Genomic DNA, 23,504 nt, shown 5'->3' with positions numbered 1-23,504 from the left:
GTCAGGGCCGTGCCTTGCGGCGCATGGCCTGCGCGAAACGCAGGGCCGCAGCGACGGCACGGTAATGTTCGGGGGCGATGGGATCGCCGATCTCGACCGTGGCATGAAGCGCGCGGGCCGTGATCGGGTCATGGTGAATGGGAATCCCGTGTTGCTGCGCGCAGTCGCGGATCCTGTGGGCGATCTCGTCCACGCCCTTGGCCAGGCAGATCGGGGCCATGCGGCTTTGCCGCTTCCAGTGCAGGGCCACGGCGTAATGGGTCGGGTTGACGATGATGACATCGGCCTTGGGCACATCCGCCAGCATCCGGTTCATCGCGATCTCCTGCGCGCGCTGGCGCCGGGTGGATTTCGCCTGCGGATCGCCGTCCGATTCGCGCTGTTCCTCCAGCAGGTCCTGGCGCGACATGCGCAGGCGCAGACGGTGGCGGAAGGCCTGCCAGAGGAAATCCAGCGCGCCGATGACAAGGGACAGGGCGAAGACGAAGATCAGGAAGCGCAGCAGCAGACCCAGGAGCCAGAGGAGGCCCTGACCGGGGGACAGGGAGGCGGCGGTGAGGATTTCCGCCGCCTCGCCGCGCAGAAGCGCGAAGAGCAGCAGGCCGATCACCGCCATCTTGAGCAGCGACTTGGCGAAGTCGAACAGCCCGTCGGGGCCGAATTTGTGGCCGGCGGTGGCGATCGGGTCGATGCGCGAGAGGCGGGGTTTCAGGTTTGCCGCCGTGAAGATGAGCCCGCGCTGCGCGAGCAGGAGAAGCAGGACACAGAGGCCCGGCATCAGCAGGAAGGGCAAGGTGGCCGCCGCCATCGCCGGAGCGGCCATGAGCGTTTCCGGCGCGTCGGGCCGTTCCAGGAAGGCCCGGCCGATCAGGGCGGCCTCTTGCAGGGCGGCCGGGCCGAAGGCGATGGCGGCCAGCAGAAACCCGCCATAGGCGGCCATGGTGAGCAGGTCCTGCGAACGGGCGATCTGCCCTTCTCGCCGCGCGTCATCGAGCCGTTTCTGCGTCGGTTCGTGCGGCTTTTCCTGATCATCGCCGGTCATGGCGATGCCGGCATGAAGGGGTGGGCCAGGGTGGCGTCGAACCCCCTGAGCCAGAGGGCGAGGATGACGGGCGTGGTCAGCGCGGTAAGGACAAGGCTGCCCAGAGCCAGGGCGGGGGCGCCGATGAAGGCCATCATGAGCTGCGGCATCGCGCGGTTGACCGCGCCCAGCGCGACATTCCAGAGCAGACCGGCCAGCACGAAGGGAAGGGCCAGCGAGAAGGCCAGCCCGCTGACCCGGGCGACATGGGCGCTGCCCCAGGCCGCGAGATCGGCACCGGTCGGGAAGCGGCCGGCCGGGAGAAGATCGTGAGACGCAATGAAGAGCGCGGTCAGCTTGACATGCAGACCCGCCTGCACGGCAAGCGCGAGCGCCGCCCAGGTGAAAAGCGTGCCCAGCGCCGGCAACGGTTCCACCGCCACCCCGGCGAAAAGCTGCGAGAGCGAGGTGGATTGCGCGGCGATGGTGGCGGCCATCTGGAGGCCCATCACCATCAGCCGCAGCGACAGGCCGATCATCAGGCCCGCCGCGGTTTCAGCCGCCGCCGGAAGCAGCAACCCGTCGCCGACATGCCGCTCCGCCACGACGGGCAGCACCAGCGCGGTGAAGGCCAGCGCGAGGGCAAGCCGCACCCGCATCGGGATGGTCTGTTCGCCAAAAGCCGGGAGAAGGGCCATGGCCGCCGCGATGCGCAGGAAGGTGAGGGTGGCCGGGCGCAGATGCGGTTGCAGCTCTGCCATCAACGCCGTCGCAAGCTCGATCACGCGGCCACCTGTCCAAGAATGGCGGGGCGTGCCTCAAGCCCGATCTCTTCATAGGAGAGGACCGGAACGGCGAGGCCACGCGCCCGCGTGACGGAGCGGAGAAAGCGCCGACGGCGGGCAGAGGTCACGAGCGCGGGGGCGGAACCGCCGGTGGAAAGACGCGCCATCCGGTCGGAGACAGCATTGGCAAGGCGGGAGAAAACCTCGGGCGGGAGGGCGATGTCATCGCCGCGGCCATTGTCCATCTGGTATTGGCGGAAAGTCTGTTCCCATTCCGGGGCAAGTTGCAGAAGGGGGATGGTCCCGTCCTCGCGCCGCAGTTCGGCGGTGATCTGGAAGCCAAGCCTCTGGCGGACATGTTCGCAGACAGCCTCGGGCGAGGGAAGGGCGCGCACTTCGGCGATGGCTTCGAGAATGAGGGGAAGATTGCGGATCGAAACCCTCTCCTCCAGCAGGAGGCGCAGGGTTGCAAGGAGGAGTTCGGGGGCAACCCTGTCGGGGATCATCTCATCCAGCAGGCGGCGGTTCATCTGGGCGCGGGCGGGATCGGAGACATTGGCAAATTCATCCAGAAGCCGACGCAGGCCGCGCAGCGACAGAAGATGGGCGAGATTGCCGCGGATGGTTTCCAGAAGATGCGTGGACAGAACCTCGGCCGGGGTGACGGTGGTCAGCCCGGACAGCGCGGCGGTTTCCTGATCGGCCGGCAGGATCCAGCGGGCCGGTGCGGAAAAGACAGGTTCGCGAGCATCGAGTCCGGGCGGTGCGTCTACCCCGTCGGCGAGAAGGACGAGGATGCGGTCGGCCATCAGGCGATCTGCGACGCGTTCCACCCCCTGGATGCGGATGCGGTATCGGCCCGGAGGCAGGGCGGGTTCGTCGGTCAAGCGGATTTCGGGCAGGACAAGCCCATAGGTCGTGGCAATGTGGTTGCGCAGGCTGGACACGCGCCGATCCAGCCCGGTCGCCGGGTCGAGGGCGAGGGCGACGAGATCCGAGGCGAATTCCAGGTGGATTTCATCGAAGTCGAGAAGATCGCCCAAGGGCCGTGGGCCAGTTGGAGCAGGGGGCGGCGGCAGGTCGGGGGCCGGTGGCGGACGACGCAACTGCCAGAGCGCGACCCCGCCAAGACCGGCCGCCCCGAGAAGGAAAGGAAGGAAGGGCAGCCCCGGAATCACGGCGAAAAGGCCGAGCAGCGCGGCAACGGTAAGCAGGGCCGCCGGATAACGGCCAAGCTGGGAGAAGAAGGAGATGTCGGCAGAGCCTTTCGACCCGCCACGCGCCATCAGAAGGGCCGCGGCGACGGAGGTGATCACCGCCGGCAATTGCGTCACGAGGCCATCCCCGACGGTCAGGATGGCATAGGTTTCGAAGGCTGCGCCCAGTGGCAGGCCATGCGACAAGGTCCCGACGGCAAGGCCGACGACAAGGTTCAGCAGGGTGATCAGCAACCCGGCGATGGCATCGCCCTTGACGAATTTGGAAGCGCCGTCGAGCGAACCGAAGAAATTCGTTTCGGCCAGTTCGCGTTCGCGGCGCGCCTTCGCCTCCACATGGTCGATCGCGCCGGCGGCGACATCCGCGTCGATCGCGAGCTGCCGCCCCGGCAACCCGTCAAGCGCAAAGCGGGCGCCCACCTCGGCCATCCGGCCGGCACCCTTGGTGATGACCATGAAGTTTACGATCAGGATCACCACGAAGATCACGAGGCCTAGAACGAGGTCACCGCCCATCACGAATTCGGCGAAGCCTTCGATCACATGCCCTGCCGCATCGGTGCCGGTATGCCCTTGTGCGATGATCAGTTTCGTCGAGGCGATGTTGAGCGAGAGGCGGAGCAGGAGCGATGCAAGCAGGATCGTCGGGAAGGCGGAGAAATCGAGCGGGCGTTCGATGAAGAGCGTCACCGTAAGCATCAGGATCGCGATGGCGAAGGACAGGGCGAGACCGATGTCGAGCAGCGCGGCCGGGACGGGCAGCACCATCATCGCGATCACGGCCATGATGGCCAGTGCGAGCAGCACGGTTGGTTGGAAAAGAACCGGGGAGAGCCTCGGCATCACGGTCCCCCGACAAGCGGGGAAAGGCCCGCAAGACGCGGCACGAGGGTGCCGGGACTGGCCGGATCGCCCGGATGAAAGAGGGGAAAGCGATTGCGGCGAAGCGGCGGGTTGCCGGGAAGGGTAGCCGAAGTTTGATCAAGCTGAGCGGTGACCCGGTCGAGATAGGCCTGGCCCCGGTCCGGATCGCGGGAGTGGTAGGCGGCGATGGCGGCAGCCCAATCCCCCGTTTCGGCGCGCAGGTGACGAAGATAGCGCGCGGCGTAGCGGGCATTTTCCACGGGGTCGAGCATCTGGTTGACCGAGGCGAAAGACGCGCCATGCCAGTGGCTGTTGATCTGGAAGCAGCCGATATCCGCCATCCCGCCCGAGGCGATGATCCGCGCAGCGGCATGTTCAGCCTCGCGGGCAGAAGCGAACCATTGGCCATGCCCGTCGTGATTCAGGGTCCAGGGCCAGGGGGCGCCGTCACGCCGGGTTTCCACCATGGTGATCGCAAGGAGGATATCCTTCGGAACCCCCTCCGTCTCCGACGCGAGGCGGGCGGCGACAGCGCAGGTGTCACGGGCGGCCAGCGCCGCCAGCGGAGTGATGATCAGGCATAGGGCTACGAGAAGGGATTTCACCTTGGGCACCTTCTGGTGAGTCGCGGTCTTTCAGATCTTGGCGGCTGTCGGTTTCCTTTTCGTCAATGCGCCCCCTCATGGCGGCGGCACGGTGCTGAGAAGCGCCTCGATTGCGCTCCGCGTACCTTCGCTGGTTTCGGCCAGCGCGCGGCTGCGGGCGAGGGGAGGGTCGGCCATTGCCGGTCTCTGCGACAGGGTTCCGGCCAGGGAGCGCCAGGTTTCGGGCGCCGTTTCGGGCAGGGCCTGCCAGGCGCGTTCTCGGAGCGCTTCGCGCAGTGGATCGGGGTCGGGCGGCGGCAGGGTCAGCGGACCGGCCGTCATGGACCAGAGCCCTGCCTGATCCGGAAAGCCGAGGTCCAGAAGGCGCGTGGCAAGGCGGTCGCGCGTCCGCGGCGGGACGGGGCGGGGGTCGGCCCCGATGGCATGGAGAAGGATCGCGCCATCCGGACCCCGGGAGAGCAGCTCCCAAAGCCCCGGCGCAGCGTCGGGTGCGGCGGGGAGGGCGGAAAAGGCGGCATCGAAGCGGTCGGTCAAGGCAAGGGACAGGACATGGGCACGGCGCAGCGCGGGTTCTTCCGCCGTGCCTGCGAATTGCGGAAGATAGGCGGCGATGTCTTCTTCGACCCTGGGGTCGAGGGGACGACCCTCGGCCGCGTGCAGATCGACCAGCGCGATGAGGGCCGCGTGATGCGCGGGGCCGGATTCTGCGGCAGGGCCTTGCAGCAGCTCTGCGGCCTGCGGTCCCGCGCCAAGGGCGGCGGCTATGCGCGCTTCTGTCACCGTGGCACGGGGGTCGGCCGGGCCGGGAATGCGGAGGAAGCTGTCCTGAAGGGCGGTGGCCGTGGCGCTATCGCCCGCGGCGAGAAAGCGTTCCGCCAGACCGGGGCCGAGATGGCGGCGCAACGGGGCAGGCAGCGCAGAAAAGCTGCGCAGGACGGCGGGGGCGCGGGCAAGACGGGGCGGAAGCGCCGGATCGGCCAGAAGGGCCCAGAGCGCAGCCGCACTGTCGCAGCCTTCCATGCCGCGGAACGGGCCCTGGGGATCAGGCTCGCCATCCAGGAGGCGGCCGAGCGAGGCGAGGAAAGGAGTATCCGGCCCCTCGATCGGAAAGGCCTGAAGGAGCGCGCGTGCCTCTGCGCCGAAACCGAAATGGAGATGCAGGCGGACGGCGCGCTGAACGGCGGCGGGGGCGGGTCGATCGAACTCCCCGACCAGCCCCGAAAACGCCGTCGCGAGTTGCGAAGCGGCGGACCCCTCTTCGCCCCAACCGGCGAGGTCGAGACGGTCATCCGCAGGGCAGCTTTGTCCATCCGCAGCCACCTGCTGCGGCAAGGCGAGGCCGGTTCGGGTTTCCAGGACGTCGCCGAGCCGGAGGTTCCCAGACTGGGCCTGACGCTGCGGCGATGGCTGTGACGACGGGGTGGGCAGCCGCGTGACCGGGTCGATCATCCCGTCGGCAACGCCGCGCGACAGGCCGAAAAGCAGTTCATCGCGCAGGCCCGCTATGGCCGGGGCCGGCAAGGGCGGCAGGGCCGGGGACTCGGAGGGTGCGGGCCGGAGTTGTGCCGTCCAGTCGAAGGGAATCGGCCCCAGGCTGGTGCGGGGGCGGGGGCGGGTCGGCGGTGCGGGCCCGAGGGCAGGCAAGGGCCCGTCCTCAAGGGCGGTTTCGAAGGAGGAGCCCGGCGGGGCGGGCCCTTCGCGAATGTCGATGACAAGGACGCCCGGACGCAGTTCGAAAGGCAGGGCATGGCAGGCGCAGGCGACACGGAGGCGCAGCGCGCCATCTTCGGGGTCGGCCCAGACAGCCGCCAGCCGGTCGCGCGTGATGCGGCGGAACACATCGGACAGGTCATAGCGCGGCGCCGCCCCGGCAAGCCGCAAGGCGTAGCCGTCCTGGCTGCGGCCCAGCCGCCAGTCGGGGGGTGTTTCGAAGGAGAGGACAAGGCGCGTGAAGGTGGGATGATCGCCGCTGATCACTCGCACCACCTGCGCGGCGGCGAGACCCGGCAGGAGCAGGCCGGCGACAAGCACGAGGGCGAGGAGGCGCGGCATCGGATCACGCCGCCTCGGCCCGCAGCGCGCGGAGTGCCTGTTCCAGATCGCCGAAACCCGGACGCATCGCGGCGGGGGTGTTCTGGCGACCCACCTCTATGCAGAGCGCGGGCGGATGGTTGTGCAGGCTGGCCACCATCACCTCGCGGATCAGGCGGTAGAACTGGGCCTCTTCGTCGGCGATGGCCTTGAGGCGGCTGGCAAAGGGGCCGACGATGCCATAGGCGAGAAAGACGCCCAGGAAGGTGCCGACCAGGGCGCCGCCGATCATTTTTCCAAGCACTTCAGGCGGTTGGTCGATGGAGCCCATCGTCTTGATCACCCCGAGCACGGCTGCCACGATCCCGAGGGCGGGAAGCGCATCGGCCGTGGTCTGAAGGGCATGGCTGGAATGCTGGGCGTGGTGGAGGGCGGTTTCCATCCGCTTGTCCAGAACCTCTTCGACCTGGTGGGGATCGTCATAGTTCATCGTGCGGGCGCGCAGTGTGTCGCAGATCAGTTCCACGGCTGTCGCATCGTCGCGGATGCGCGGATAGCGGGCGAAGATGCTGGAGCTGCCGGGGCCTTCGATATGTTCTTCCAGTGCCACGGGATTTTCACGGGCCAGACGCAGCAGCTCGAAGAGAAGGCAGAGGAGATCGTGATAATCCGTCGGCAACCAGCGCGCCCCGCGGAAGACGCGGGGAATGTCGTGGACGGTATGCCGGATCGTGGCCTTGTCGTTCGAGATGAGGAAGGCGCCGACGGCGGCGCCGCCGATCATCGCCATTTCGAAGGGCAGTGCCTTCAGGATGATGCCCATCTTGCCCCCTGCGGCCATGTAGCCGCCGAAGACCATGACGAGGATCACGGCAATACCGATGATGCCGAACATGCCGCCCCCCTTTCTATTCGGTCGGTGCCAGGGCGTTGCGCCCGGCGATCATGGCGGTGATCGAGAAGGCCGCCTCCGGCTCCATCCCCGCGAGGACGAGCGCTGCCGTCTCGGGGCGCATCCGCCCGAGAAAACCTGCGGCGAAATCCACGGGCATCGCCGCAAAGAGGCGCGCCGCATCGGCGGGTTTCATCGCTTCGTACAGGGCGGTGAGGCGGGAAAGATCGGCTTCGGCCGCGCCGTCGGACAGGGTGACGACCTGCCGAAGCTCCGCCTCGGCGGATTCGAGCTCTTGCAGACGGGTTGCGATGGCGGCCTCGGCCAGATCGAGGGCGGCGAGTCGTTCCTCCAGCGCGGTTTCGCGTACGGCGACACGCGATTCGCGGTCGGCCAATGCCTCGACCACCGCGAGGGGCGGGGCGGGGCAGTCCATCGGGACGTTTCCTTCCTCGGCCTCCGGCGCGCGGGCCAGGGCGGTGCCGACGCCGAAGCCGATGCGCAAGGCGCCGGATGCCGCGAGTGCGAGGGCGAGGAGTGTCAGGGCAAGACGGGGCGAGCGTATCATTCGGCGGCCTCGAGATCACGTCGACGGCGGACGAAGCGGAGTCGACGGACCGGTTCCTCCGACTCCGGCAGATCGTGCAGGGTGGCCATGAGAAGATCGAGCCGCGCCGCCGCCCCTTCGGCGCGGTCGACAAGCGCCTTCAACCCTTCGGTCGAGCCCTGCGCTGCAAGCTGCGCCTGATCCAGAGCGCGGGTCATTTCATCGACCTGCTGCGACAGCACGGCGATTGCGCCGCCCATGCCGTTTTCCAGAGCATTGAAGCGTTTCAGCCGGTTGGACAGCACGTGGCAGTAGGCCCCTGCCCCAAGAGCCGCGATGGCGAGGAGGATGTCGGAAAGGAGTTCCATCATTCCCCCTCAGCCCAGCACGAATTCGGTGACCAGAAGATCGCGCACCCGCCCTTCGCCGGTGACGATCTGTATCCTGCGCAGAAGCTGCGCCCGGATCTTGAGCAGCGCCCCGGCCTGTTGCAGCACCACGGGATCGACCGCGCGCAGGTAGCCGTTCAGGACATCAAGGATTCGCGGGGTCAGATGAGACACTTCGCCGGCATGGGGCGAGGCCACCTCAAGCTGCGCGACAAAGCGAAGATGGCGCCCGTCACCGGCCGTATCGAGGGAGACGACGACAGGGTCGAGCGGAACGAAGGCCACATCCGGGAGCGATTCGGCCCCGGCATCGGCCTGCGGGGCGGCCGCGGGCAGGATCATCCCCGACCAGGTTGCAAGGAAGCCCGCCCCACCCAGAACGACGGCAAGTGCGACGCCTGCGATAAGCGGCTTGAGGCCGGCGGGGCGGGTTTTGGCGGCAGGTTCGGCGGCGTCGGACATGGCGATCCCTTTCCTCTCTTCCCCATCACGTTACCCCTCGCGACCTAACCGATTGTTAAGCCCCCCATGCCAAGACTGGCCTCCGTGACAGAAGTCCGGAGAAGCTGCGTGAAAGCATTCATGTCGTTCTGGTCCGCGCTTGATCGGCGGCGTCAGATGGCGGTGATCGGTGCCAGTCTGGCGATGTTCGTCTCGATTCTGATGATCGGGCGGATGGCGACGACGCCGTCGATGGCCTTGCTTTACTCCGGGTTGGACCCGGTGGCGGCGGGCGAAGTCGTCGCCGCGCTGGAGGCGCGCGGGGTGCCGCATGAGGTGGTGGGAACGGCCATCCACGTGCCGACGTCGGAGCGCGATTCGCTGCGCCTTGCGCTGGCGGTGGAGGGGCTGCCGGCAACGGGGGTGACGGGATACGAGCTTCTTGATTCGCTGTCGGGCTTCGGGACGACGGCGCAGATGTTCGATGCGGCCTGGAGCCGGGCGGTGGAAGGCGAACTGGTCCGCACGATCCTGGCCAATCCGCAGGTCCGCACCGCGCGCGTGCATATCGCTCGGGGTACCGACCTGCCCTTCGCGCGTGACCAGATGCCGAGTGCGAGCGTCTTCGTCACCACGGTGGGCGGCCTGTCGGCAGCACAGGCGCAGGCCTTGCGGCATCTGGTGGCGGCGGCGGTGACCGGCCTGCAACCGGCGCGCGTCGAGGTGATCGACGCCCAGACGGGGCTGATTCCTTCGGACGAGGCGGGTGCCGTGACGGCGGCCCCGGCGGCGCGGGCCGAGCAGATCCGCCGCAATGTGGAACGCCTGCTGGAGGCGCGTGTCGGGCCGGGCCGGGCGGTGGTGGAGGTGGCCGTCGATCTGGTGACCGAGAGCGAGCAGCTGTCGGAGCGGCGGATTGATCCGCAGGGGCGGGTGGCGGCATCGACAGAGACGGAAACGGTGAGCGGGTCCGAAAGCCGCGCCGGTGGCGATGTGACGGTTGCGTCGAACCTGCCCGACGGAGATGCCGCCGAGGGAGAGGGAGACCGGTCACAATCGGAGGAGAGCCGTGAGCGCGTGGAATATGCGCTGAGCGAGACGCTGCGCGAGGTCACGCGCGCCCCCGGCGACATCCGCCGGATCGGGGTGGCCGTGCTCGTCGATGGCGAAAGGGTGACGGCGGAGGATGGCAGCACGACCTGGCAGCCCAGATCGGAAGAGGAACTCGGCGCGTTGCGGGAACTGGTGGCTTCTGCCGCCGGGATCGACGAGGCGCGGGGCGATGTGCTGACGATCAAGACGCTGGAATTCCAGCCCCTGGATTTCGGCGCCGAGGCCCCGTCTTCCGGTCCCCTGCTGGATCTGACGCGGCTGGCCATCGTGGCGGCGCTGGCGGCCGTGGCGCTGGTGGCGCTGTTCGTTCTGCGGCCCGCGCTGCGCCAGGCCAGGGCGCAGCGGGCCGAACCGGCGAGCCTTCCGCCGCTGGCCCCGCTGGAGCCGATGGGGCCGGTCCTGACCGGTGAGATCGCGGGAGGATTCGACCTGCCGCCGCTGCCCCTCCTTGGGGGAGACGGCACCGGGGCCGAGCAGACCGATCCGGTGGAGCGGTTGCGGCGTCTGATCGACGAGAGAAAGACCGAGTCGCTGGAAATCCTGCGCAGTTGGATGGATGCGGATGGAGGGCGCGCCTGATGCCCGGCCTGCGTCTTGAGGATTTCGCCGATGCGGTCGATCCTGTTCAGCCCCTGCCTCCGGTGGAGGAGGAGCGGGACGAGGAGCTGCGCCAATCCGCCTATGAGGAGGGCTATGCCGCGGGGTGGGAGGATGCCACCACGGCCTGTAGCGATGCCCGGGCGGAACGTGAGGCGGAGGCGGCGCGCAGCTTGCAGGCCCTTGCCCTGACGCGGGACGAGGCCCAAAGGGCGGCGCTGCTGTCGCTGGAACCGCTGTTGCAGCAGGTGATGACCTGCCTTCTGCCGGAAACGGCCCGCGCGGCGCTGGTCCCGCGCGTGGTGGAGGCGCTGATGCCCCTGGCCGAGACGGCGGTACATGCCCCTCTGACGGTCCGGGTCTCGGCCGAGTTGCACCCGCATGTGGAACGCCTGCTGCCGGTCCTCGCGCGGAATCTGAGCCTGCGGATCGAAGAAGATCCCGACCTGCCGGATGGCGCGGTGCGAATCGCGGGTGGCAGCCGGGAAGTGCAGGTTGATCTGGCCGCCGCGGTCGCCGCGATCGCGCGCAGCGTTTCGGAATTCTTCGAGTTTCAATCAGGAGAGCTGGGCCATGAACGATGAGAACCCTTTCATCCAGGTGCCGATCGAGGTGACGGTATCCGTCGGCCGCGCGCGGCCCCTGGTGCGTGATCTTCTTCGGCTCGACCGGGATGCAATCCTGCCCCTCGATCGGCGGGTGGATGATCCGGTCGAACTCTTCATCGGGGATCGGCTGATCGCTCGGGGCGAGTTGCAGGAGGCGGAAGACGGGTCGGGCCAGTTGACGGTGCGGCTGACCGAGGTTGCCGCGCCCGGGGGAGGGCTGTGACGGCGCGTCTCGGCGCTGCGGTTCTGGCCGTCGTTTGCCTGGCGACGGCGGCACCGTCCATGGCGCAGGAGTTGACGCTCGACCTTGGCGAGGGGCCGCTGCTGTCCACCCGGGTGGTGCAGCTTCTGCTGTTGGTGACGACGCTCAGCATCGCGCCCGGTCTTCTCATGATGATCACCTGCTTTCCCTTCATCGTCACGGTGCTGGCGATCCTGCGGCAGGCGCTGGGCTTGCAGCAATCGCCGCCGAACATGCTGCTTGTCGGTCTTGCGCTGTTCCTGACCTGGTATGTGATGGAACCGGTTTTCCTTGATGCCTGGGCGCGCGGAATCGAACCGCTGAACCGCGGCGAGATGGATGCGGCACAGGCCATCGCGGCGGCGATGGATCCGTTCCGCATCTTCATGGCAGGTCGGGTGGATGCAGACACCCTTGCCGCGCTGCTGTCGCTGCGGGAAGAGCCGGTCACGGCACCGGTCGCCACCCCCTATTCAGTCCTGATCCCGGCCTTCATGCTGTCCGAGGTGGCCCGCGCCTTTCAGATCGGTTTCATGATCTTTCTGCCGTTCCTGATCATCGACCTTGTCGTCGCGGCCGTGCTGATGGCGATGGGGATGATGATGGTGCCGCCCGCCATCGTCTCGCTGCCCTTCAAGCTCGCCTTTTTCGTTCTGGCGGATGGCTGGTCTCTGATCGCCGTGGCGCTGGTGCGGGGCTATGGAGTCTGAGCAAGAGATCAGTTCACAACGAGTTCGGCATGCAAGGCGCCCGCTGCATGGATGCTCTTGAGGATGTCGATGAGGTCATGCGGCGCCACGCCAAGGGCATTCAGGCCGGCGACGACATCGGAGAGATTCGTTCCCCCGGGGAGCTGTGCCAGGCCGGTGCCCGGCACTTGTTCGATGGCGGCCTCGGTCCGCGGGACGAGCATGGTTTCGCCCTGCGCGAAAGGGTTGGGCTGACTGACCATCGGGGTTTCGGTGACCCGCAGCGTCAGGCCGCCCTGGGCCACGGCGACCGGGCTGATGCGCACATCCTCGCCCATCACGATGGTCCCCGACCGTTGATCGACGACGACACGCGCGCGGCTTTCCGCATCGATCACCAGCCCTTCGATCCGGCCGATGACATGGGCCGGCGATTGCATCCGGGCGGCGCCAAGGTCGATGGCCACGGTCCCGGCATCCTGCATCGTGGCGATGCCGCGCCCGAATTCCGCATTGATGCCCGCCTCGATCCGGGCGGCGGTGGTGAAATCGGGGCTGCGCAAGGCGAGGCGGAGGGTGGCGAGGCGGCTGAAATCGAAATCCACCTCGCGTTCCACGCGTGCGCCGCCCGGAATCGTTCCTGCCGTCGGCACACCCTGGACAACGCGCGCTGCCTCTCCCTCCACCGAAATGCCGCCCGCGATCAGGCCGCCCTGCGCAACGGCGTAGATTTCACCATCCGCGCCGTTGAGGGGCGTCATCACCAGTGTCCCGCCTTGCAGGCTGCTGGAATCGCCGATGGCCGAAACCGTCACGTCGATCCGCGACCCCGCCCGTGCGAAGGGAGGAAGGGTGGCCGTCACGAAGACGGCCGCGACGTTCCGGGGGCGGAATTCCTCCCCCGCGACATTGGCACCGAGCCGTTCCAGGAGATTGGCCATGATCTCTTCGGTGAAGGGCGCATTTCGCAGCCCGTCGCCCGTGCCGTTGAGCCCCACGACAAGGCCATAGCCGACCAGATCGTTGCCACGGACGCCGTCCACCTCCACCAGATCCTTGATGCGGACCGGTTCGGCCTGCGCGGCGGTGGCAAGAAGCAGGGCAAGCAGGGTGACCCGGATCATCGCAGGTAATTCGCAAGGCTGAGGTCGGAGAGGCGGGCGGTGAGGGTGTAGATCGTTTCAAGCCGCGTCTGCGCCTCGGCCAGGCGCGAGGCCGTCTCGTAGCCGTCGATGGCAACCAGATCGGAGCGGGCGATGCCGAGGGCCGTCGCCTCTGCGCTGTTGCGGGCTTCTGCGGTGGCGATGCGTTCCTGGGCGACGCCAAGCCGTGCGGCCGCCGCGGTGCGGTCATCGCCGGATTGGATGAGCGCGGAACCGGCAAGGGTGGCCAGTTCTGCCCGGGCCGCCCGATCGCCCGCGAAGCTGCTGTCAGAGAGGAGCGCCGCGAGGATCAGGCCCTTGAAGGTGCCGCGCAGATCAGGATCGGCGGCCGTGACAGGCAAAGTGACAGCGATGTCTTCCGCAACGGCGATCGCGGTCGTGTCGCTGCTGCCCAGAAAGGCCGTGGCGGTGAAACCGGCCGGATCGGCGAGCCAGCGGTCGAGGGCGGCGGCGATATCGGCCGGCGCCGTGGCAGGCGCGATGGCGAGCCGGGCGGCAGCGAGCAGGGCCTCTGGCGCAAGCAGGGCATCGCGATCGGTGGCGGTTCCGGCAAAGAGGCTGCGGTCCCCGATACGGGTGTTCAGGGCGTTCACGGCATCGTCGAAGGCGGCCCGTCCGATGGCGGTGGCGGTGTCCAGCGCGGCGCCCCCGGCCCCGGCGGCCTGCAAAAGATCGTTCGCGGCGGAACGGGCGGCCGTATCCACCTTGTCCAGCGCGGCCTGCATGGCATCGGCCCGGCTTGTGGCGCGGGCAATGGTCTGATCGAAGGCCGAGAGCCGTGAGAGGCTGGTCTGAATTGCGGCGACGATGCCGGTCTGCCCGGCGAGATGACGGGCAAGATCGGAGGCCGTGCCGGAGGCGAGGTCGTTTGAAAGGGTGGTGACCTCGCTGCGCGTGACGGATGTCTGCCGTCGCAGGAAGAGGTATTGCGACATATCGCCAAGGATCGGGCCGGTCATCTTAAACCTCCATCAGCAGTCGGAGCATGTCATCCACCGTGGCGATGACGCGGGCATTGGCGGCATAGGCCTGTTCGATCTGAAGAAGGTCCTGAAGTTCCTGATCCGTGTTGACGGAGTCCGAACTTGCAGCCTCGGTCAGAGCCGATTGGCGGGCGCTGGCGGTGCTGGCGGCAGCTTCGGCGGCGAGACGCGCGGTTGAGAGGCGGTCGATCAGCTCTGCCGTTTCGCCCGACAGGCTGCGGGGCGTGGTTGCCGAGAGGGCGGCCGAGAGGGCGGCAAGGATGGTGCCATCGCCTGTTTCGCGCAGAGTGGCGGCAGCGAGGCCGTCGCGCAGGGCGGTTGGGTTGCCGCCTGCGGTGGGATCGACGCGCGGGTTGACTGACAGACGGGCCGAGAGGCCGGCGAGGTTTGCCACATCCGCGCGGGAACCGGCATCGGTAAAGAGGCCCGGTGCCGTCGGTGACAGGGTCGGGTCGGCAGCGGCGAGACGCTCTGACAGAGAGAGGGCGAGCCGGTCGAGATCGGCCTGGAGCGCGGGGGTGACGGTATCGCGGAGCTGGAAGGCGGCAGAGAGGCTGCCGCCGCCGATCAGGCTGTCCGGACCGGTCGCCAGGGGGCGACCGTTCATCGTCAGGCCAGAAAGGGGTGCGGTGGATGAGGCGGAGACGAAAGGTGCCGGGGTAAAGCCGAAGGTGGCGGGCGAACCGTCAAGAAGAAGCGCGCCGTTCACGGCCACGAGGGCGGTCTGGCCGTTCGGTCGCGGGTATTCGCGCAAGGGGATGATGGTGGCAATGCGGTCCACCAGTTGCTGGCGGCGATCCTGCAAGGATGCGGCGTCGCGGCCGGTGGCGAGCGCCGCCGCGATCTGCCGGTCGAGCCGCGAGACAGCCTGGAGATCGGCGTTCAGTCGATCCACCTCGGTCCCGATGCGGGCATCAGCCTCGCCCCGGGCTTGCTGGATCGTGGCGGAGAGGGCGGAGAAACGGGCCGCCACATCTGCCGCCGCATTGACGACGGCCGCGAGGCGGCTTTGCGATTCGGGTTCAGCGGCGGCGGTGACGAGGGCGGCGTCGAAGGCATCAAGCGTGGCTTGCAGGCTTTGCCCTTCCTCGGCGGTACCGAAGGCCTGTTCGATGCGCAGAAGGTGATCTGCAAGAAGGCCGGTTGCGGCCCCATCGGCATCGGCGCTGCGGCGGTCGGCGATGCGGAAAGGATCGACGGAGCGGGTGAGGGCGACCACCTCCACCCCGGGGGCGGCGGTGTTCGCCTGAAGCCGGACTTCGCGCCGGGCATAGCCTTCGGCCGTGGCATTGGCGACGTTGTTCGCCACGGTTTCGATGCGCCGGGCCGAAGCCGACAGGCCGGTCGTGGCCGCGCCAAGGGCGGATGAGAGCGCCATGACCTATCCCTATCGCTTGATGTTGGTGGTTTCCTGGAGCATTTCGTCCACCGTCTGGATCACCTTGGCGTTGGACGAATAGGCGCGCTGCGTTTCGATGAGCGCGGTCAGTTCCGCCGCGACGTCGGTGGTGGAGCCTTCGCGTGAGAAGCCTTCGATCGTGCCGACGGGCCCGGTTCCGGCATCCCAGAGCGTGAAGGCGCCGGATTGGGGGGAAATCTGGTAGGTCTGGCTGCCGACAGCCCGCAAGCCATTGATATTGGGGACATCGACAAGCGGGATCTGATAGAGGCGCCGGGTGAAGCCGGTATCGTAGGTGGCCTGGATGAAGCCTTCATCGTCGATCTCCAGCCCCGTCATGGTGCCGACCGGGGAGCCGTTCTTGGTGATGCCGATGGGGGCGAAACCATCGGAGAGCTGGGTCAGGCCGCCACTGTCGCCGGGTGCGCCGATATAGATGTCGAGCGGGCCGCCCAGCAGATTGACCGAGAGCATCCCCGTGGCGGCATCGTAGCTGCCTGCCGAAAGCGCGGAGACGGTGTCGAGCGCGCCGCCGCTGCCGCGGCTGGCATCGAATTCGAGGGTGAATTCGCCGATCACGGCATTGGCCTGGAGCGGATCGGTGATCTGCAAGGTCCAGGTGTTGGAACTGCCCGAAGCGGGAATGGTGGGCGTGAAGCTGAATTCCAGCGTGCGCGGCGCACCGAGATTGTCGAAATACTCGATGGACAGGGGCAGGGCATCGCCGGTGCCGCCTGCCGTGGTGTTGTTGGCCGGCAGGTTGACGCCAAGGTTCACGCGGGTGGTGGCATCGCCGACGCGTTGATTGGTGTCGATGCGCACGGGAACAAGACCGATGTCGGATTCACGCGGAAAATCCGGCACGGAGCCATCGAGGCTCACGGGCCAGCCAAGCAGGACGAGGCCGGATGCCGTGGAGAGGAACCCCTCCTCATCCGCGCGGAAGGACCCGGTGCGGGTCAGTTGCATCGCCATTTCCGATGGATCGACGCCGTCCCCTGCCTGCGGGCGGACCGGGAGCATCCCGCGGCCCGAAATGGCGATGTCGAGTGCATTGCCGGTGGAGACGAGCGGCCCCGTTTCATCGAGGAGGCGGATGGTCGAGGCGCGCACGCCGCCTGCCGAGAACTTCCCCCCGGAGCCTGCCACATCGCCGAGCATCAGGCTTTCGAAATCGGCCTCGGCCCGGCGATAGCCGAAGGTGGAGGAATTGGCGATATTGTCCGAGATCGTGGCCAGTCGCGTGGCATTGGCGTTCAGCCCCGCCACGCCCGCGTTGAGCGAAGAAGAAATCGACATGGGTGCACCTTTCTGCTGCCGAACCTGCGAGTCGGCGGGCATCATGGCGCAGCAGGGATTAATGGGCGGCTAATCCATCAAATGTCAGGCAATCCCGCCGATCTGCGGAGCAGCACGATCTCGATCCGGTTGTTGCGTTCGGAGGTCGGGTCGGTGCTGGCGGGCCTGCGGTCGGCATAGCCGGTGACGCGATGCAGCCGTCGCGACCCGAGGGCCGTATCGGCGAGCAGGCTGCGGGTCGCCTCGGCCCGGGCGGTGGACAGATCCCATGCGGGATCGTTTCGCAGGGGGGCGGGATAGGCGCGGACATGGCCGTTGACGGCGATCCGGTTGGTGGCGAGGGCGGCCACCTCGGCCACGACGGCGAGGAGGTCGCGCAAGAGCGGTTCGGGCTTCGCCGTTTCGGCCGCGAAGAGGGCGGCATCGGATGTATCGAAAAGCTCGATCACGAGGCCTTCGTCGGAAAGCCGGGTGACGACATGGCGGCGGAGCCTGTCGGAGATCATGCTTTCGCCGGTATAGGAGAGCAGCCGCTTTTCCACCTCTTGCAGCGCGGCTTCTTCGGCTGCCTCTTCGGGCGTGAGCGGGCCGCCGTCGGCGCGCGGGCGCGTGGTCTGGATCGGGGTATTGGCCGAGGCGCCGCTGCCGTTGAGGGCGAGCGTCTGTTCCGAAAGCAGGGATTCACCGCCGAAGGCCCCGTCGCCGCCGCCCGAGATGCGGTTGACGGGGACCGTCGGACTGAAGAAATCGGCGATGCCTTCGCGCTGTTGTTCTGTGGTGGCGTTCAGCAGCCACATCAGCAGGAAGAAGGCCATCATGGCCGTCACGAAATCAGCATAGGCCACCTTCCAGGCCCCGCCGTGATGGCCCCCGCCCCCGACGATCTTCTTGCGCTTGACGACAATAGGCGCCGCATTCCGTTGCCCGGACATTCCACACCCCATTTTTCACACCCGGGGATGAGACTAGGTGGTGAGGGTTTATTGCGGGCTAACGGATCGGATTTTCTGCATTCCGGGGCAGTCCGCGCAGATGCAGCCGGGTGAAGAGGCCGATGGCGGCATAGTCGGCGCAGAACTGCCGGGCCACGGCGTGGGTGAGGGCGGTATCGAGGACGACCGGGTCTGTAGGCGAGATGACCTCGAACCGGGCGCGGGGCTGGCCGGTGCGCAGGGCGAGGAAATCGGCAAGGTCGCGCCCGACCCAGCCTGAAACGGCGACGAGATGCAGTTCGAAACGCTGGAAGGCGCGGTTGACGGCGATCAGGCCGGCATTGCGGAGCTTGGCCATGGCGCCCTGGCAGAGGGGTGCGGAGAGGCCTTCGGCCACTGCCCCGGTAAGGCCTCCGGATGCGGTTTCGAAGGCGCAGAGATGGCGGGTGATGGCGGCGCGTTCGGACGGGCCGAGCATCCGGGTCGGGAAGAGATCGTAAAGCGCGGTCGCAGGATCGGCGCTGATGAGGTTCAGCCCGGGAAGCCCCTGCCGCGCGGCGGTCTGCACCGTTTCGTGATGCGGATCGCCTGCGGGCAGGATGAGGCCGCCGGGGCGATGGAGCGCGGACAGCACGGAACCCGCCTCCCGCCCCAGAAGCCCGGAAAGGCGGCGGGAGAGGCGGGAGAGATCGGCCCAGATCGCCGGTTGCAAGGAGAGATCAACCGCCGGGGCAGAGCGGGCGGGGCGGATCGTGGCGGGCCATCCCGTCGCGCGCAGAAGTGACTGGAGGCGGGTTGCCTCGGTTCCGGGCAGCCCTTGCCGGATGGGTTCGCCGGGGGTGGCGAGGTGGCGCAGCAGGCTGTCGGCATCAAGGCCCAGATGCCGGGCAACCACCCTGCGCGTGATCGCCGCGCCGAGGGGCGGAGGGGTGAGGAACAGATCATAGCCGAGGGCGCTGTCGAGCGTGGCGGTCATCTTGGCCTGTTCCCTAATCCCGGTGCGAGGAGCCCGCAGCGCGGTAACTTTCGCTAACGCAACTCCGTGGCCGAGTTAAGGAAATACGAAGGCAGGCGTTCCTGCCCCGCTATTCGGCCGAGGATCGGGCCCAGAGGTTGATGTCCTTCTCTTCGCTGATGCGGTCGATTTCAGCCAGTTCCTCGGGCGTGAAGTCGAGGTTGTGGATGGCGCCTGCGCAATCGACGACCTGTTCGGGTTTCGATGCGCCGATCAGGGCGGTGGTGATGCCGCCGTTGCGCAGGACCCAGGCGATGGCCATCTGGGCGAGCGTCTGGCCGCGCTTTTGTGCGAGGGCGTCGAGGGCGCGGACGGAGGCGAGGGCGCGGTCGGTGATCGTGGCCGGGTCGAGCGATTTGCCCTGCGCGGCGCGGCTGTTTGCCGGGATGCCGTTCAGGTATTTCTTCGTCAGGATGCCCTGGGCCAGCGGCGTGAAGGCGATGGAGCCGAGGCCGAGGTCGGCCAGCGTGTCTTTCAGACCATCCGTTTCCACCCAGCGGTTCAGGATGTTGTAGCTGGGCTGGTGGATGATGAAGGGGGTCTTGAGGTCCTTGAGGATCGCATAGGCCTCGCGCGTGCGCTGGCTGTTGTAGCTGGAGATGCCGACATAGAGCGCGCGGCCGGAGCGGACGATGTGATCGAGCGCCAGCATGGTTTCTTCCAGCGGCGTGTCGGGATCGAAGCGGTGGGAATAGAAGATATCGACGTAATCCAGCCCCATCCGTTTCAGCGACTGGTCGCAGGAGGCGATGAGGTACTTGCGGCTGCCCCATTCGCCATAGGGGCCGTCCCACATCAGGTAACCCGCCTTGGAGGAGATGATGAGTTCGTCGCGGTATCCGGCGAAGTCGGTCTTGAGGATTTCGCCAAAGGCCTCTTCGGCGCTGCCGGGGGGCGGGCCGTAGTTGTTGGCAAGGTCGAAATGGGTGATGCCGAGGTCGAAGGCCGTCTGGCAGATGGCGCGCTTGGTGTCATGCGGGGTGTCATGGCCGAAGTTGTGCCAGAGGCCGAGGGAAATGGCGGGAAGTTTCAGCCCGGATGTTCCGCAGGGGCGGTAGATCATCCTGGAATAGCGGTCGGCGGCGGGGGTGTAGCGCATGGGATCCTCCGTCATGGAAAGCGGCGGCGCGTGGGCCGCACCGCCGCTGGGTGTGCTTGGGTTGGGCGTATCAGATGAAGCGGTTCCAGAGGTTTTCCAGCCGTTCCTGACGCCCGGACTTCGGTTCGGGGTTCAGACCCTTTGCCGTGACGACTGCCGCCGCATCTTCGAGCGATCCGGAGAGCAGCGCTTTTGCCTCGGGTTTCTCCCAGCCTGCGTAGCGGTCGGCGCGGGCCTTTTCCAGCGCGCCATCCTGAAGCAGCGCGGCGGCGGATTTCAGGGCGCGGGCGCAGGTGTCCATCCCGCCGACATGGGCGAGGATGAGGTCTTCGGGGTCAAGCGACTGGCGGCGGATCTTGGCGTCGAAATTGGTGCCGCCGGTGGTATAGCCGCCCGCGCGCAGGATTTCGTAGAAGGCCAGCGCCTTTTCCGCATGGTTGTTGGGGAACTGGTCGGTGTCCCAGCCGGATTGGTAATCGTTCCGGTTCATGTCGATGGAGCCGAAGATGCCGAGGGCGGCGGCGAGGGCGATTTCATGTTCGAAGCTGTGGCCCGCGAGGATGGCGTGGCCCTGTTCGATGTTCACCTTCACTTCCTTTTCCAGACCGAACTGGATGAGGAAGCCGTAAACCGTGGCCACATCGTAATCATACTGATGCTTGGACGGTTCCTGCGGTTTGGGTTCGATCAGGATCGCGCCCTTGAAGCCGATCTTGTGCTTGTATTCCACCACCTGTTGCAGGAAGCGGCCGGCATGATCACGTTCGGCCTTCAGGTCGGTGTTCAAGAGCGTCTCATAGCCTTCGCGCCCGCCCCAGAGGACGTAATTCGCCCCGCCCAGCTTGTGCGTGGCGTCCATGTTGGCCTTCACGGTGGCGGCGGCATAGGCATAGACATCGGGATCGGGGTTCGTCGCAGCACCTGACATCCAGCGGCGGTGGCTGAACATGTTGGCGGTGCCCCAGAGGAGCTGTGTCTTGTGGGAGGACTGCTTTTCGCCGAGGTAATCGACGATTTCGTCGAGATTGCGCTTCGATTCCGCGAAGGTCGCGCCTTCGGGGCGGACGTCGGCATCGTGGAAGCAGTAGAAGGGCGCGCCGAGGATGTCGAACATCTCGAAGGCGACATCGGCCTTCAGCTTTGCCAGCGCCATCGTGTCGCCGAACCAGGGGCGATTGAAGGTCTGGCCGCCGAAGGGATCGCCGCCCGGCCAGGCGAAGCTGTGCCAATAGGCGATGGCAAAGCGCATGTGGTCTTCCATCCGCTTGCCGAGGATCACCTCATCCGGGTTGTAGTGCCGGAAGGCGAATTCGTTGGTCGAGGCGGGCCCCTCGTAGGTGATCTGGGGGATGCCCTTGAAGAAGTCGGTCATGTCAGTCCCTTGATGGCGGATTGTGCGGCGCGATAGCGGGCATGGCCTGCGTCGAAGGCGGCGGTCAAGCTGCGGTCCGGGTCGATGCTGCGCGCGATGGGGGGAAGGGTGGCAATCTCTGCCCCGGCCCCGGTCGCGGCCATGAGCGCGAGGCGGGCGGCGCCGAAGGCCCCGCCGAAATCGCCCGCCACGGGAAGGTGGACGGGGATGTCGAGCGCGGTGGCGATGGCCTTGAGCCAGTAGTCGGAGCGCGAACCCCCGCCGACGGCAAGCAGGCGGTCGATCCGCGTGCCGGTGGCTGCCAGCGCGTCGCGGCTGTCGCGGATGGCGAAGGTGACGCCTTCCAGCACGGCGCGGGTGGCGGTGGCGCGGTCCGTCGCATGTTCGAGGCCGAGGAAGGCACCACGGATGGCGGCATCGTTCAGCGGTGTGCGTTCGCCGCCGAGATAGGGCAGGAACAGAGTCTTGGACGGCGCCCTGAGATCGCCGAGGCCCCCGGTCAGGTTGGCGGCGGTATCGCCCACAAGGCCCGCATACCAGTTCAGCGCATCGGTCGCGGCAAGGATCACGCCCATCTGGTGCCAGGTGTTCGGCAGGGCGTGGCAGAAGGTGTGGACGGCGGTTTCCGGTGCAGGCTGATAGCCGTCATTGGCGGCGAAAAGGACGCCGGAGGTGCCGAGCGAGACAAAGGCATCGCCTGCCTTCACCACGCCTACCCCCACGCCGGAGGCGGCATTGTCGCCACCGCCACCTGCGATGACCACGCCCTTGGGCAGGCCCCAGCGCGAGGCGAGCGCGTCGCGCAGCTTGCCGGAGACTTCGGAGCCTTCGACAAGGCGCGGCATGTGGGCGCGTGTCAGGCCTGTCGCGGCGAGGCAGTCGTCGGACCAGTCGCGGCGGCCCGTATCCAGCCAGCTTGTCCCGGCGGCATCGGACATTTCGGCGACATGTTCGCCGGTCAGCCAGAGGCGGAGGTAATCCTTGGGCAGCAGCAGCCGCGCGACCTTTTCCCAGAGGCGGGGTTCGTGACGCTGCACCCAGAGCAGTTTCGGCGCGGTGAAGCCGGGAAAGACGATATTGCCGGTCACGCGGCGGAAGAGCGGGTCGCCGTCGAGTTCGGCGGCCTCTTCATGGCTGCGGGTGTCGTTCCACAGGATGCAGGGGCGCAGCACCTCGTCTGCCTGATCGAGGAGGGTCGCGCCGTGCATCTGGCCGGACAGACCGATGGCGCGGACCCCGGTCAGGCCATGCGGTGCCAGCGCGTCCATCACGGTTTCCGCCGCCGCGATCCAGTCGGCGGGGGATTGTTCGGACCAGCCTTCGTGGGGGCGCGAGACGGAAAGGGGGGCGCTGGCCTCGGCCAGCACCTTTTGCGCGTCGTCGATCAGCACGCCCTTGAGGCCGGACGTGCCGAGGTCGAGGCCGATATACATCACGCAGCCTTTGCCGGTTTCTTGCCGAGGATGATCATCCCGAGGATGTCTTCGTCCGTCACTTCGTTCACGTTGACGGTGCCGACAAGCTGACCGTTCTTCATGACCGAGGCGCGGTCGCAGAGTTTCATCACGTTGTGGATGTCGTGTTCGATCAGGAAGATGCCCAGACCCTGTGCCTTCAGTTCCTGGATCAGTTCGGACACCATCTGCGTTTCGTGCGGGCCGAGCGCGGCGGTGGGTTCGTCCATGATCAGGATCTTGGCGTTGAAATAGACGGCGCGGGCGATGGCGACCGACTGGCGCTGACCGCCGGAGAGGGCGGAAACCGGCACGTTGAACTTGCGGAAGTTGGGGTTGAGGCGCGCCATGATCTTGCGCGTCTCGGCCTCCATCTTCGTTTCATCGACGAAGCCGAAGCTGTTCACGATCTCGCGCCCCAGGAAGAGGTTCGAGGCGGCGTCGAGATTGTCGGCAAGCGCGAGGGTCTGGTAGATCGTCTCGATGTTCTGCGAGCGGGCGTCGCGGGGGTTGTTGATCTCCACCCTCTCGCCGTTGATGTAGATGTCGCCGGTATCCGGCTGATAGGCACCGGAGAGGCATTTGATCAGCGTGGATTTGCCTGCGCCGTTATGGCCGAGAAGACCCACGACCTCGCCGGGATAGAGATCGACGGTGACATGATCGACCGCCTTGATCCCGCCGAAGGAGATCGAGATGTCGCGCATCTCGACCAGAGGGGTGCCACGATTGGGATTGGTCATCTTCT

23 protein-coding genes are annotated in these 23,504 nt (G+C 67.2%); 4 read left to right on the top strand and 19 right to left on the bottom strand.

Annotated elements, in window-relative coordinates; genetic code table 11:
* Window position 1: 1 nt before the first annotated feature.
* From C0V75_RS04135 to fliL, 9 genes are all read right to left on the bottom strand, one after another.
* The gene (locus C0V75_RS04135; RefSeq protein ID WP_101919596.1) at window positions 2-1,042 is read right to left on the bottom strand and encodes a flagellar biosynthesis protein FlhB; all 1,041 of its coding nucleotides are present in this window, start codon (window positions 1,040-1,042) and stop codon (window positions 2-4) included.
* Window positions 1,039-1,782, bottom strand: coding sequence for a flagellar biosynthetic protein FliR (locus C0V75_RS04130; RefSeq protein WP_101919909.1), 744 nt, complete (start codon window positions 1,780-1,782; stop codon window positions 1,039-1,041). Before C0V75_RS04130 ends, C0V75_RS04135 begins: the two co-directional genes overlap by 4 nt.
* A gap of 20 nt (window positions 1,783-1,802) precedes the next feature.
* Complete coding sequence (locus C0V75_RS04125) at window positions 1,803-3,866, bottom strand: flagellar biosynthesis protein FlhA (protein ID WP_101919595.1); 2,064 nt, start codon at window positions 3,864-3,866, stop codon at window positions 1,803-1,805.
* The gene (locus C0V75_RS04120; protein WP_158241766.1) at window positions 3,866-4,492 is read right to left on the bottom strand and encodes a transglycosylase SLT domain-containing protein; all 627 of its coding nucleotides are present in this window, start codon (window positions 4,490-4,492) and stop codon (window positions 3,866-3,868) included. Before C0V75_RS04120 ends, C0V75_RS04125 begins: the two co-directional genes overlap by 1 nt.
* Window positions 4,493-4,567: 75 nt before the next feature.
* Complete coding sequence (locus C0V75_RS04115; RefSeq protein WP_101919593.1) at window positions 4,568-6,544, bottom strand: hypothetical protein; 1,977 nt, start codon at window positions 6,542-6,544, stop codon at window positions 4,568-4,570.
* 4 nt (window positions 6,545-6,548) lie between these two features.
* Window positions 6,549-7,418: a flagellar motor stator protein MotA gene (motA, locus tag C0V75_RS04110; RefSeq protein WP_101919592.1), complete on the bottom strand. Its 870-nt coding sequence runs from the start codon at window positions 7,416-7,418 to the stop codon at window positions 6,549-6,551.
* Between the two features lie 13 nt (window positions 7,419-7,431).
* Window positions 7,432-7,983 carry a MotE family protein gene (locus C0V75_RS04105; protein ID WP_101919591.1) on the bottom strand — a complete coding sequence of 184 codons (552 nt, stop codon included), beginning with the start codon at window positions 7,981-7,983 and terminating at the stop codon, window positions 7,432-7,434.
* Complete coding sequence (locus tag C0V75_RS04100) at window positions 7,980-8,330, bottom strand: hypothetical protein (RefSeq protein ID WP_101919908.1); 351 nt, start codon at window positions 8,328-8,330, stop codon at window positions 7,980-7,982. Before C0V75_RS04100 ends, C0V75_RS04105 begins: the two co-directional genes overlap by 4 nt.
* A gap of 9 nt (window positions 8,331-8,339) precedes the next feature.
* Window positions 8,340-8,813 carry a flagellar basal body-associated protein FliL gene (fliL, locus tag C0V75_RS04095; RefSeq protein ID WP_101919590.1) on the bottom strand — a complete coding sequence of 158 codons (474 nt, stop codon included), beginning with the start codon at window positions 8,811-8,813 and terminating at the stop codon, window positions 8,340-8,342.
* Between the two features lie 120 nt (window positions 8,814-8,933).
* On the opposite strand from fliL, the gene fliF reads away from it, so the two are divergent.
* From fliF to fliP, 4 genes are read left to right on the top strand one after another with little or no spacing between them, the layout of a single operon-like run.
* Entirely contained in the window at window positions 8,934-10,484 is a 1,551-nt protein-coding gene (gene fliF / locus C0V75_RS04090) for a flagellar basal-body MS-ring/collar protein FliF (protein WP_254216364.1), read from the top strand.
* A complete protein-coding gene (locus C0V75_RS04085; protein ID WP_101919588.1) occupies window positions 10,484-11,086 on the top strand; it encodes a flagellar biosynthesis protein in 603 nt (200 codons plus the stop codon). Before fliF ends, C0V75_RS04085 begins: the two co-directional genes overlap by 1 nt.
* Window positions 11,076-11,333, top strand: coding sequence for a FliM/FliN family flagellar motor switch protein (locus tag C0V75_RS04080; protein ID WP_101919587.1), 258 nt, complete (start codon window positions 11,076-11,078; stop codon window positions 11,331-11,333). The genes C0V75_RS04085 and C0V75_RS04080 overlap by 11 nt, the downstream gene beginning before the upstream one ends.
* 59 nt (window positions 11,334-11,392) lie before the next feature.
* Window positions 11,393-12,061 carry a flagellar type III secretion system pore protein FliP gene (fliP, locus tag C0V75_RS04075; RefSeq protein ID WP_101919907.1) on the top strand — a complete coding sequence of 223 codons (669 nt, stop codon included), beginning with the start codon at window positions 11,393-11,395 and terminating at the stop codon, window positions 12,059-12,061.
* 8 nt (window positions 12,062-12,069) lie between these two features.
* Here the strand turns inward: fliP and C0V75_RS04070 are convergent, their stop codons facing one another.
* The 10 genes from C0V75_RS04070 to C0V75_RS04025 form a co-directional block, all read right to left on the bottom strand.
* Window positions 12,070-13,164: a flagellar basal body P-ring protein FlgI gene (locus tag C0V75_RS04070; protein WP_101919586.1), complete on the bottom strand. Its 1,095-nt coding sequence runs from the start codon at window positions 13,162-13,164 to the stop codon at window positions 12,070-12,072.
* Entirely contained in the window at window positions 13,161-14,162 is a 1,002-nt protein-coding gene (locus C0V75_RS04065; protein ID WP_101919585.1) for a flagellin, read from the bottom strand. Before C0V75_RS04065 ends, C0V75_RS04070 begins: the two co-directional genes overlap by 4 nt.
* Before the next feature lies 1 nt (window position 14,163).
* Window positions 14,164-15,564: a flagellar hook-associated protein FlgK gene (gene flgK, locus C0V75_RS04060; RefSeq protein ID WP_101919584.1), complete on the bottom strand. Its 1,401-nt coding sequence runs from the start codon at window positions 15,562-15,564 to the stop codon at window positions 14,164-14,166.
* Window positions 15,565-15,573: 9 nt separating this feature from the next.
* Complete coding sequence (locus tag C0V75_RS04055) at window positions 15,574-16,884, bottom strand: flagellar hook protein FlgE (protein WP_101919583.1); 1,311 nt, start codon at window positions 16,882-16,884, stop codon at window positions 15,574-15,576.
* A gap of 77 nt (window positions 16,885-16,961) precedes the next feature.
* Window positions 16,962-17,816 carry a flagellar motor protein MotB gene (locus C0V75_RS04050; protein ID WP_101919582.1) on the bottom strand — a complete coding sequence of 285 codons (855 nt, stop codon included), beginning with the start codon at window positions 17,814-17,816 and terminating at the stop codon, window positions 16,962-16,964.
* 58 nt (window positions 17,817-17,874) lie between these two features.
* On the bottom strand, window positions 17,875-18,792 hold the full coding sequence (locus C0V75_RS04045; protein ID WP_101919581.1) for a hypothetical protein: 918 nt from the start codon (window positions 18,790-18,792) through the stop codon (window positions 17,875-17,877).
* Between the two features lie 109 nt (window positions 18,793-18,901).
* Entirely contained in the window at window positions 18,902-19,930 is a 1,029-nt protein-coding gene (gene mgrA / locus C0V75_RS04040; protein ID WP_101919580.1) for an L-glyceraldehyde 3-phosphate reductase, read from the bottom strand.
* 70 nt (window positions 19,931-20,000) lie between these two features.
* On the bottom strand, window positions 20,001-21,302 hold the full coding sequence (gene xylA / locus C0V75_RS04035) for a xylose isomerase (protein ID WP_101919579.1): 1,302 nt from the start codon (window positions 21,300-21,302) through the stop codon (window positions 20,001-20,003).
* Window positions 21,299-22,735 carry a xylulokinase gene (gene xylB / locus C0V75_RS04030; RefSeq protein WP_101919578.1) on the bottom strand — a complete coding sequence of 479 codons (1,437 nt, stop codon included), beginning with the start codon at window positions 22,733-22,735 and terminating at the stop codon, window positions 21,299-21,301. The genes xylA and xylB overlap by 4 nt, the downstream gene beginning before the upstream one ends.
* Complete coding sequence (locus tag C0V75_RS04025; protein WP_101919577.1) at window positions 22,735-23,499, bottom strand: ATP-binding cassette domain-containing protein; 765 nt, start codon at window positions 23,497-23,499, stop codon at window positions 22,735-22,737. The genes xylB and C0V75_RS04025 overlap by 1 nt, the downstream gene beginning before the upstream one ends.
* Window positions 23,500-23,504 lie beyond the last annotated feature (5 nt).

Source organism: Tabrizicola sp. TH137, assembly GCF_002855575.1.
GTDB lineage: Bacteria > Pseudomonadota > Alphaproteobacteria > Rhodobacterales > Rhodobacteraceae > Paragemmobacter.
The sequence above is the reverse complement of the archived record's forward strand: the minus strand, read 5'-3'. Positions and strand labels throughout refer to the sequence as shown.

Excerpts from the sequence above, each read along its gene's own strand:
- fliP (WP_101919907.1), top strand. The coding sequence starts at position 11,393 with ATGGCGCAGGAGTTGACGCTCGACCTTGGCGAGGGGCCGCTGCTGTCC.
- C0V75_RS04055 (WP_101919583.1), bottom strand. The coding sequence starts at position 16,884 with ATGTCGATTTCTTCTTCGCTCAACGCGGGCGTGGCGGGGCTGAACGCC.
- mgrA (WP_101919580.1), bottom strand. The coding sequence starts at position 19,930 with ATGCGCTACACCCCCGCCGCCGACCGCTATTCCAGGATGATCTACCGC.
- C0V75_RS04135 (WP_101919596.1), bottom strand. The coding sequence starts at position 1,042 with ATGACCGGCGATGATCAGGAAAAGCCGCACGAACCGACGCAGAAACGG.
- C0V75_RS04085 (WP_101919588.1), top strand. The coding sequence starts at position 10,484 with ATGCCCGGCCTGCGTCTTGAGGATTTCGCCGATGCGGTCGATCCTGTT.
- xylB (WP_101919578.1), bottom strand. The coding sequence starts at position 22,735 with ATGTATATCGGCCTCGACCTCGGCACGTCCGGCCTCAAGGGCGTGCTG.
- C0V75_RS04125 (WP_101919595.1), bottom strand. The coding sequence starts at position 3,866 with ATGCCGAGGCTCTCCCCGGTTCTTTTCCAACCAACCGTGCTGCTCGCA.
- C0V75_RS04065 (WP_101919585.1), bottom strand. The coding sequence starts at position 14,162 with ATGACCGGCCCGATCCTTGGCGATATGTCGCAATACCTCTTCCTGCGA.
- flgK (WP_101919584.1), bottom strand. The coding sequence starts at position 15,564 with ATGGCGCTCTCATCCGCCCTTGGCGCGGCCACGACCGGCCTGTCGGCT.
- C0V75_RS04115 (WP_101919593.1), bottom strand. The coding sequence starts at position 6,544 with ATGCCGCGCCTCCTCGCCCTCGTGCTTGTCGCCGGCCTGCTCCTGCCG.
- fliL (WP_101919590.1), bottom strand. The coding sequence starts at position 8,813 with ATGTCCGACGCCGCCGAACCTGCCGCCAAAACCCGCCCCGCCGGCCTC.
- C0V75_RS04050 (WP_101919582.1), bottom strand. The coding sequence starts at position 17,816 with ATGTCCGGGCAACGGAATGCGGCGCCTATTGTCGTCAAGCGCAAGAAG.
- motA (WP_101919592.1), bottom strand. The coding sequence starts at position 7,418 with ATGTTCGGCATCATCGGTATTGCCGTGATCCTCGTCATGGTCTTCGGC.
- C0V75_RS04100 (WP_101919908.1), bottom strand. The coding sequence starts at position 8,330 with ATGGAACTCCTTTCCGACATCCTCCTCGCCATCGCGGCTCTTGGGGCA.
- fliF (WP_254216364.1), top strand. The coding sequence starts at position 8,934 with ATGTCGTTCTGGTCCGCGCTTGATCGGCGGCGTCAGATGGCGGTGATC.
- C0V75_RS04045 (WP_101919581.1), bottom strand. The coding sequence starts at position 18,792 with ATGACCGCCACGCTCGACAGCGCCCTCGGCTATGATCTGTTCCTCACC.
- xylA (WP_101919579.1), bottom strand. The coding sequence starts at position 21,302 with ATGACCGACTTCTTCAAGGGCATCCCCCAGATCACCTACGAGGGGCCC.
- C0V75_RS04080 (WP_101919587.1), top strand. The coding sequence starts at position 11,076 with ATGAACGATGAGAACCCTTTCATCCAGGTGCCGATCGAGGTGACGGTA.
- C0V75_RS04070 (WP_101919586.1), bottom strand. The coding sequence starts at position 13,164 with ATGATCCGGGTCACCCTGCTTGCCCTGCTTCTTGCCACCGCCGCGCAG.
- C0V75_RS04025 (WP_101919577.1), bottom strand. The coding sequence starts at position 23,499 with ATGACCAATCCCAATCGTGGCACCCCTCTGGTCGAGATGCGCGACATC.
- C0V75_RS04130 (WP_101919909.1), bottom strand. The coding sequence starts at position 1,782 with ATGGCAGAGCTGCAACCGCATCTGCGCCCGGCCACCCTCACCTTCCTG.
- C0V75_RS04105 (WP_101919591.1), bottom strand. The coding sequence starts at position 7,983 with ATGATACGCTCGCCCCGTCTTGCCCTGACACTCCTCGCCCTCGCACTC.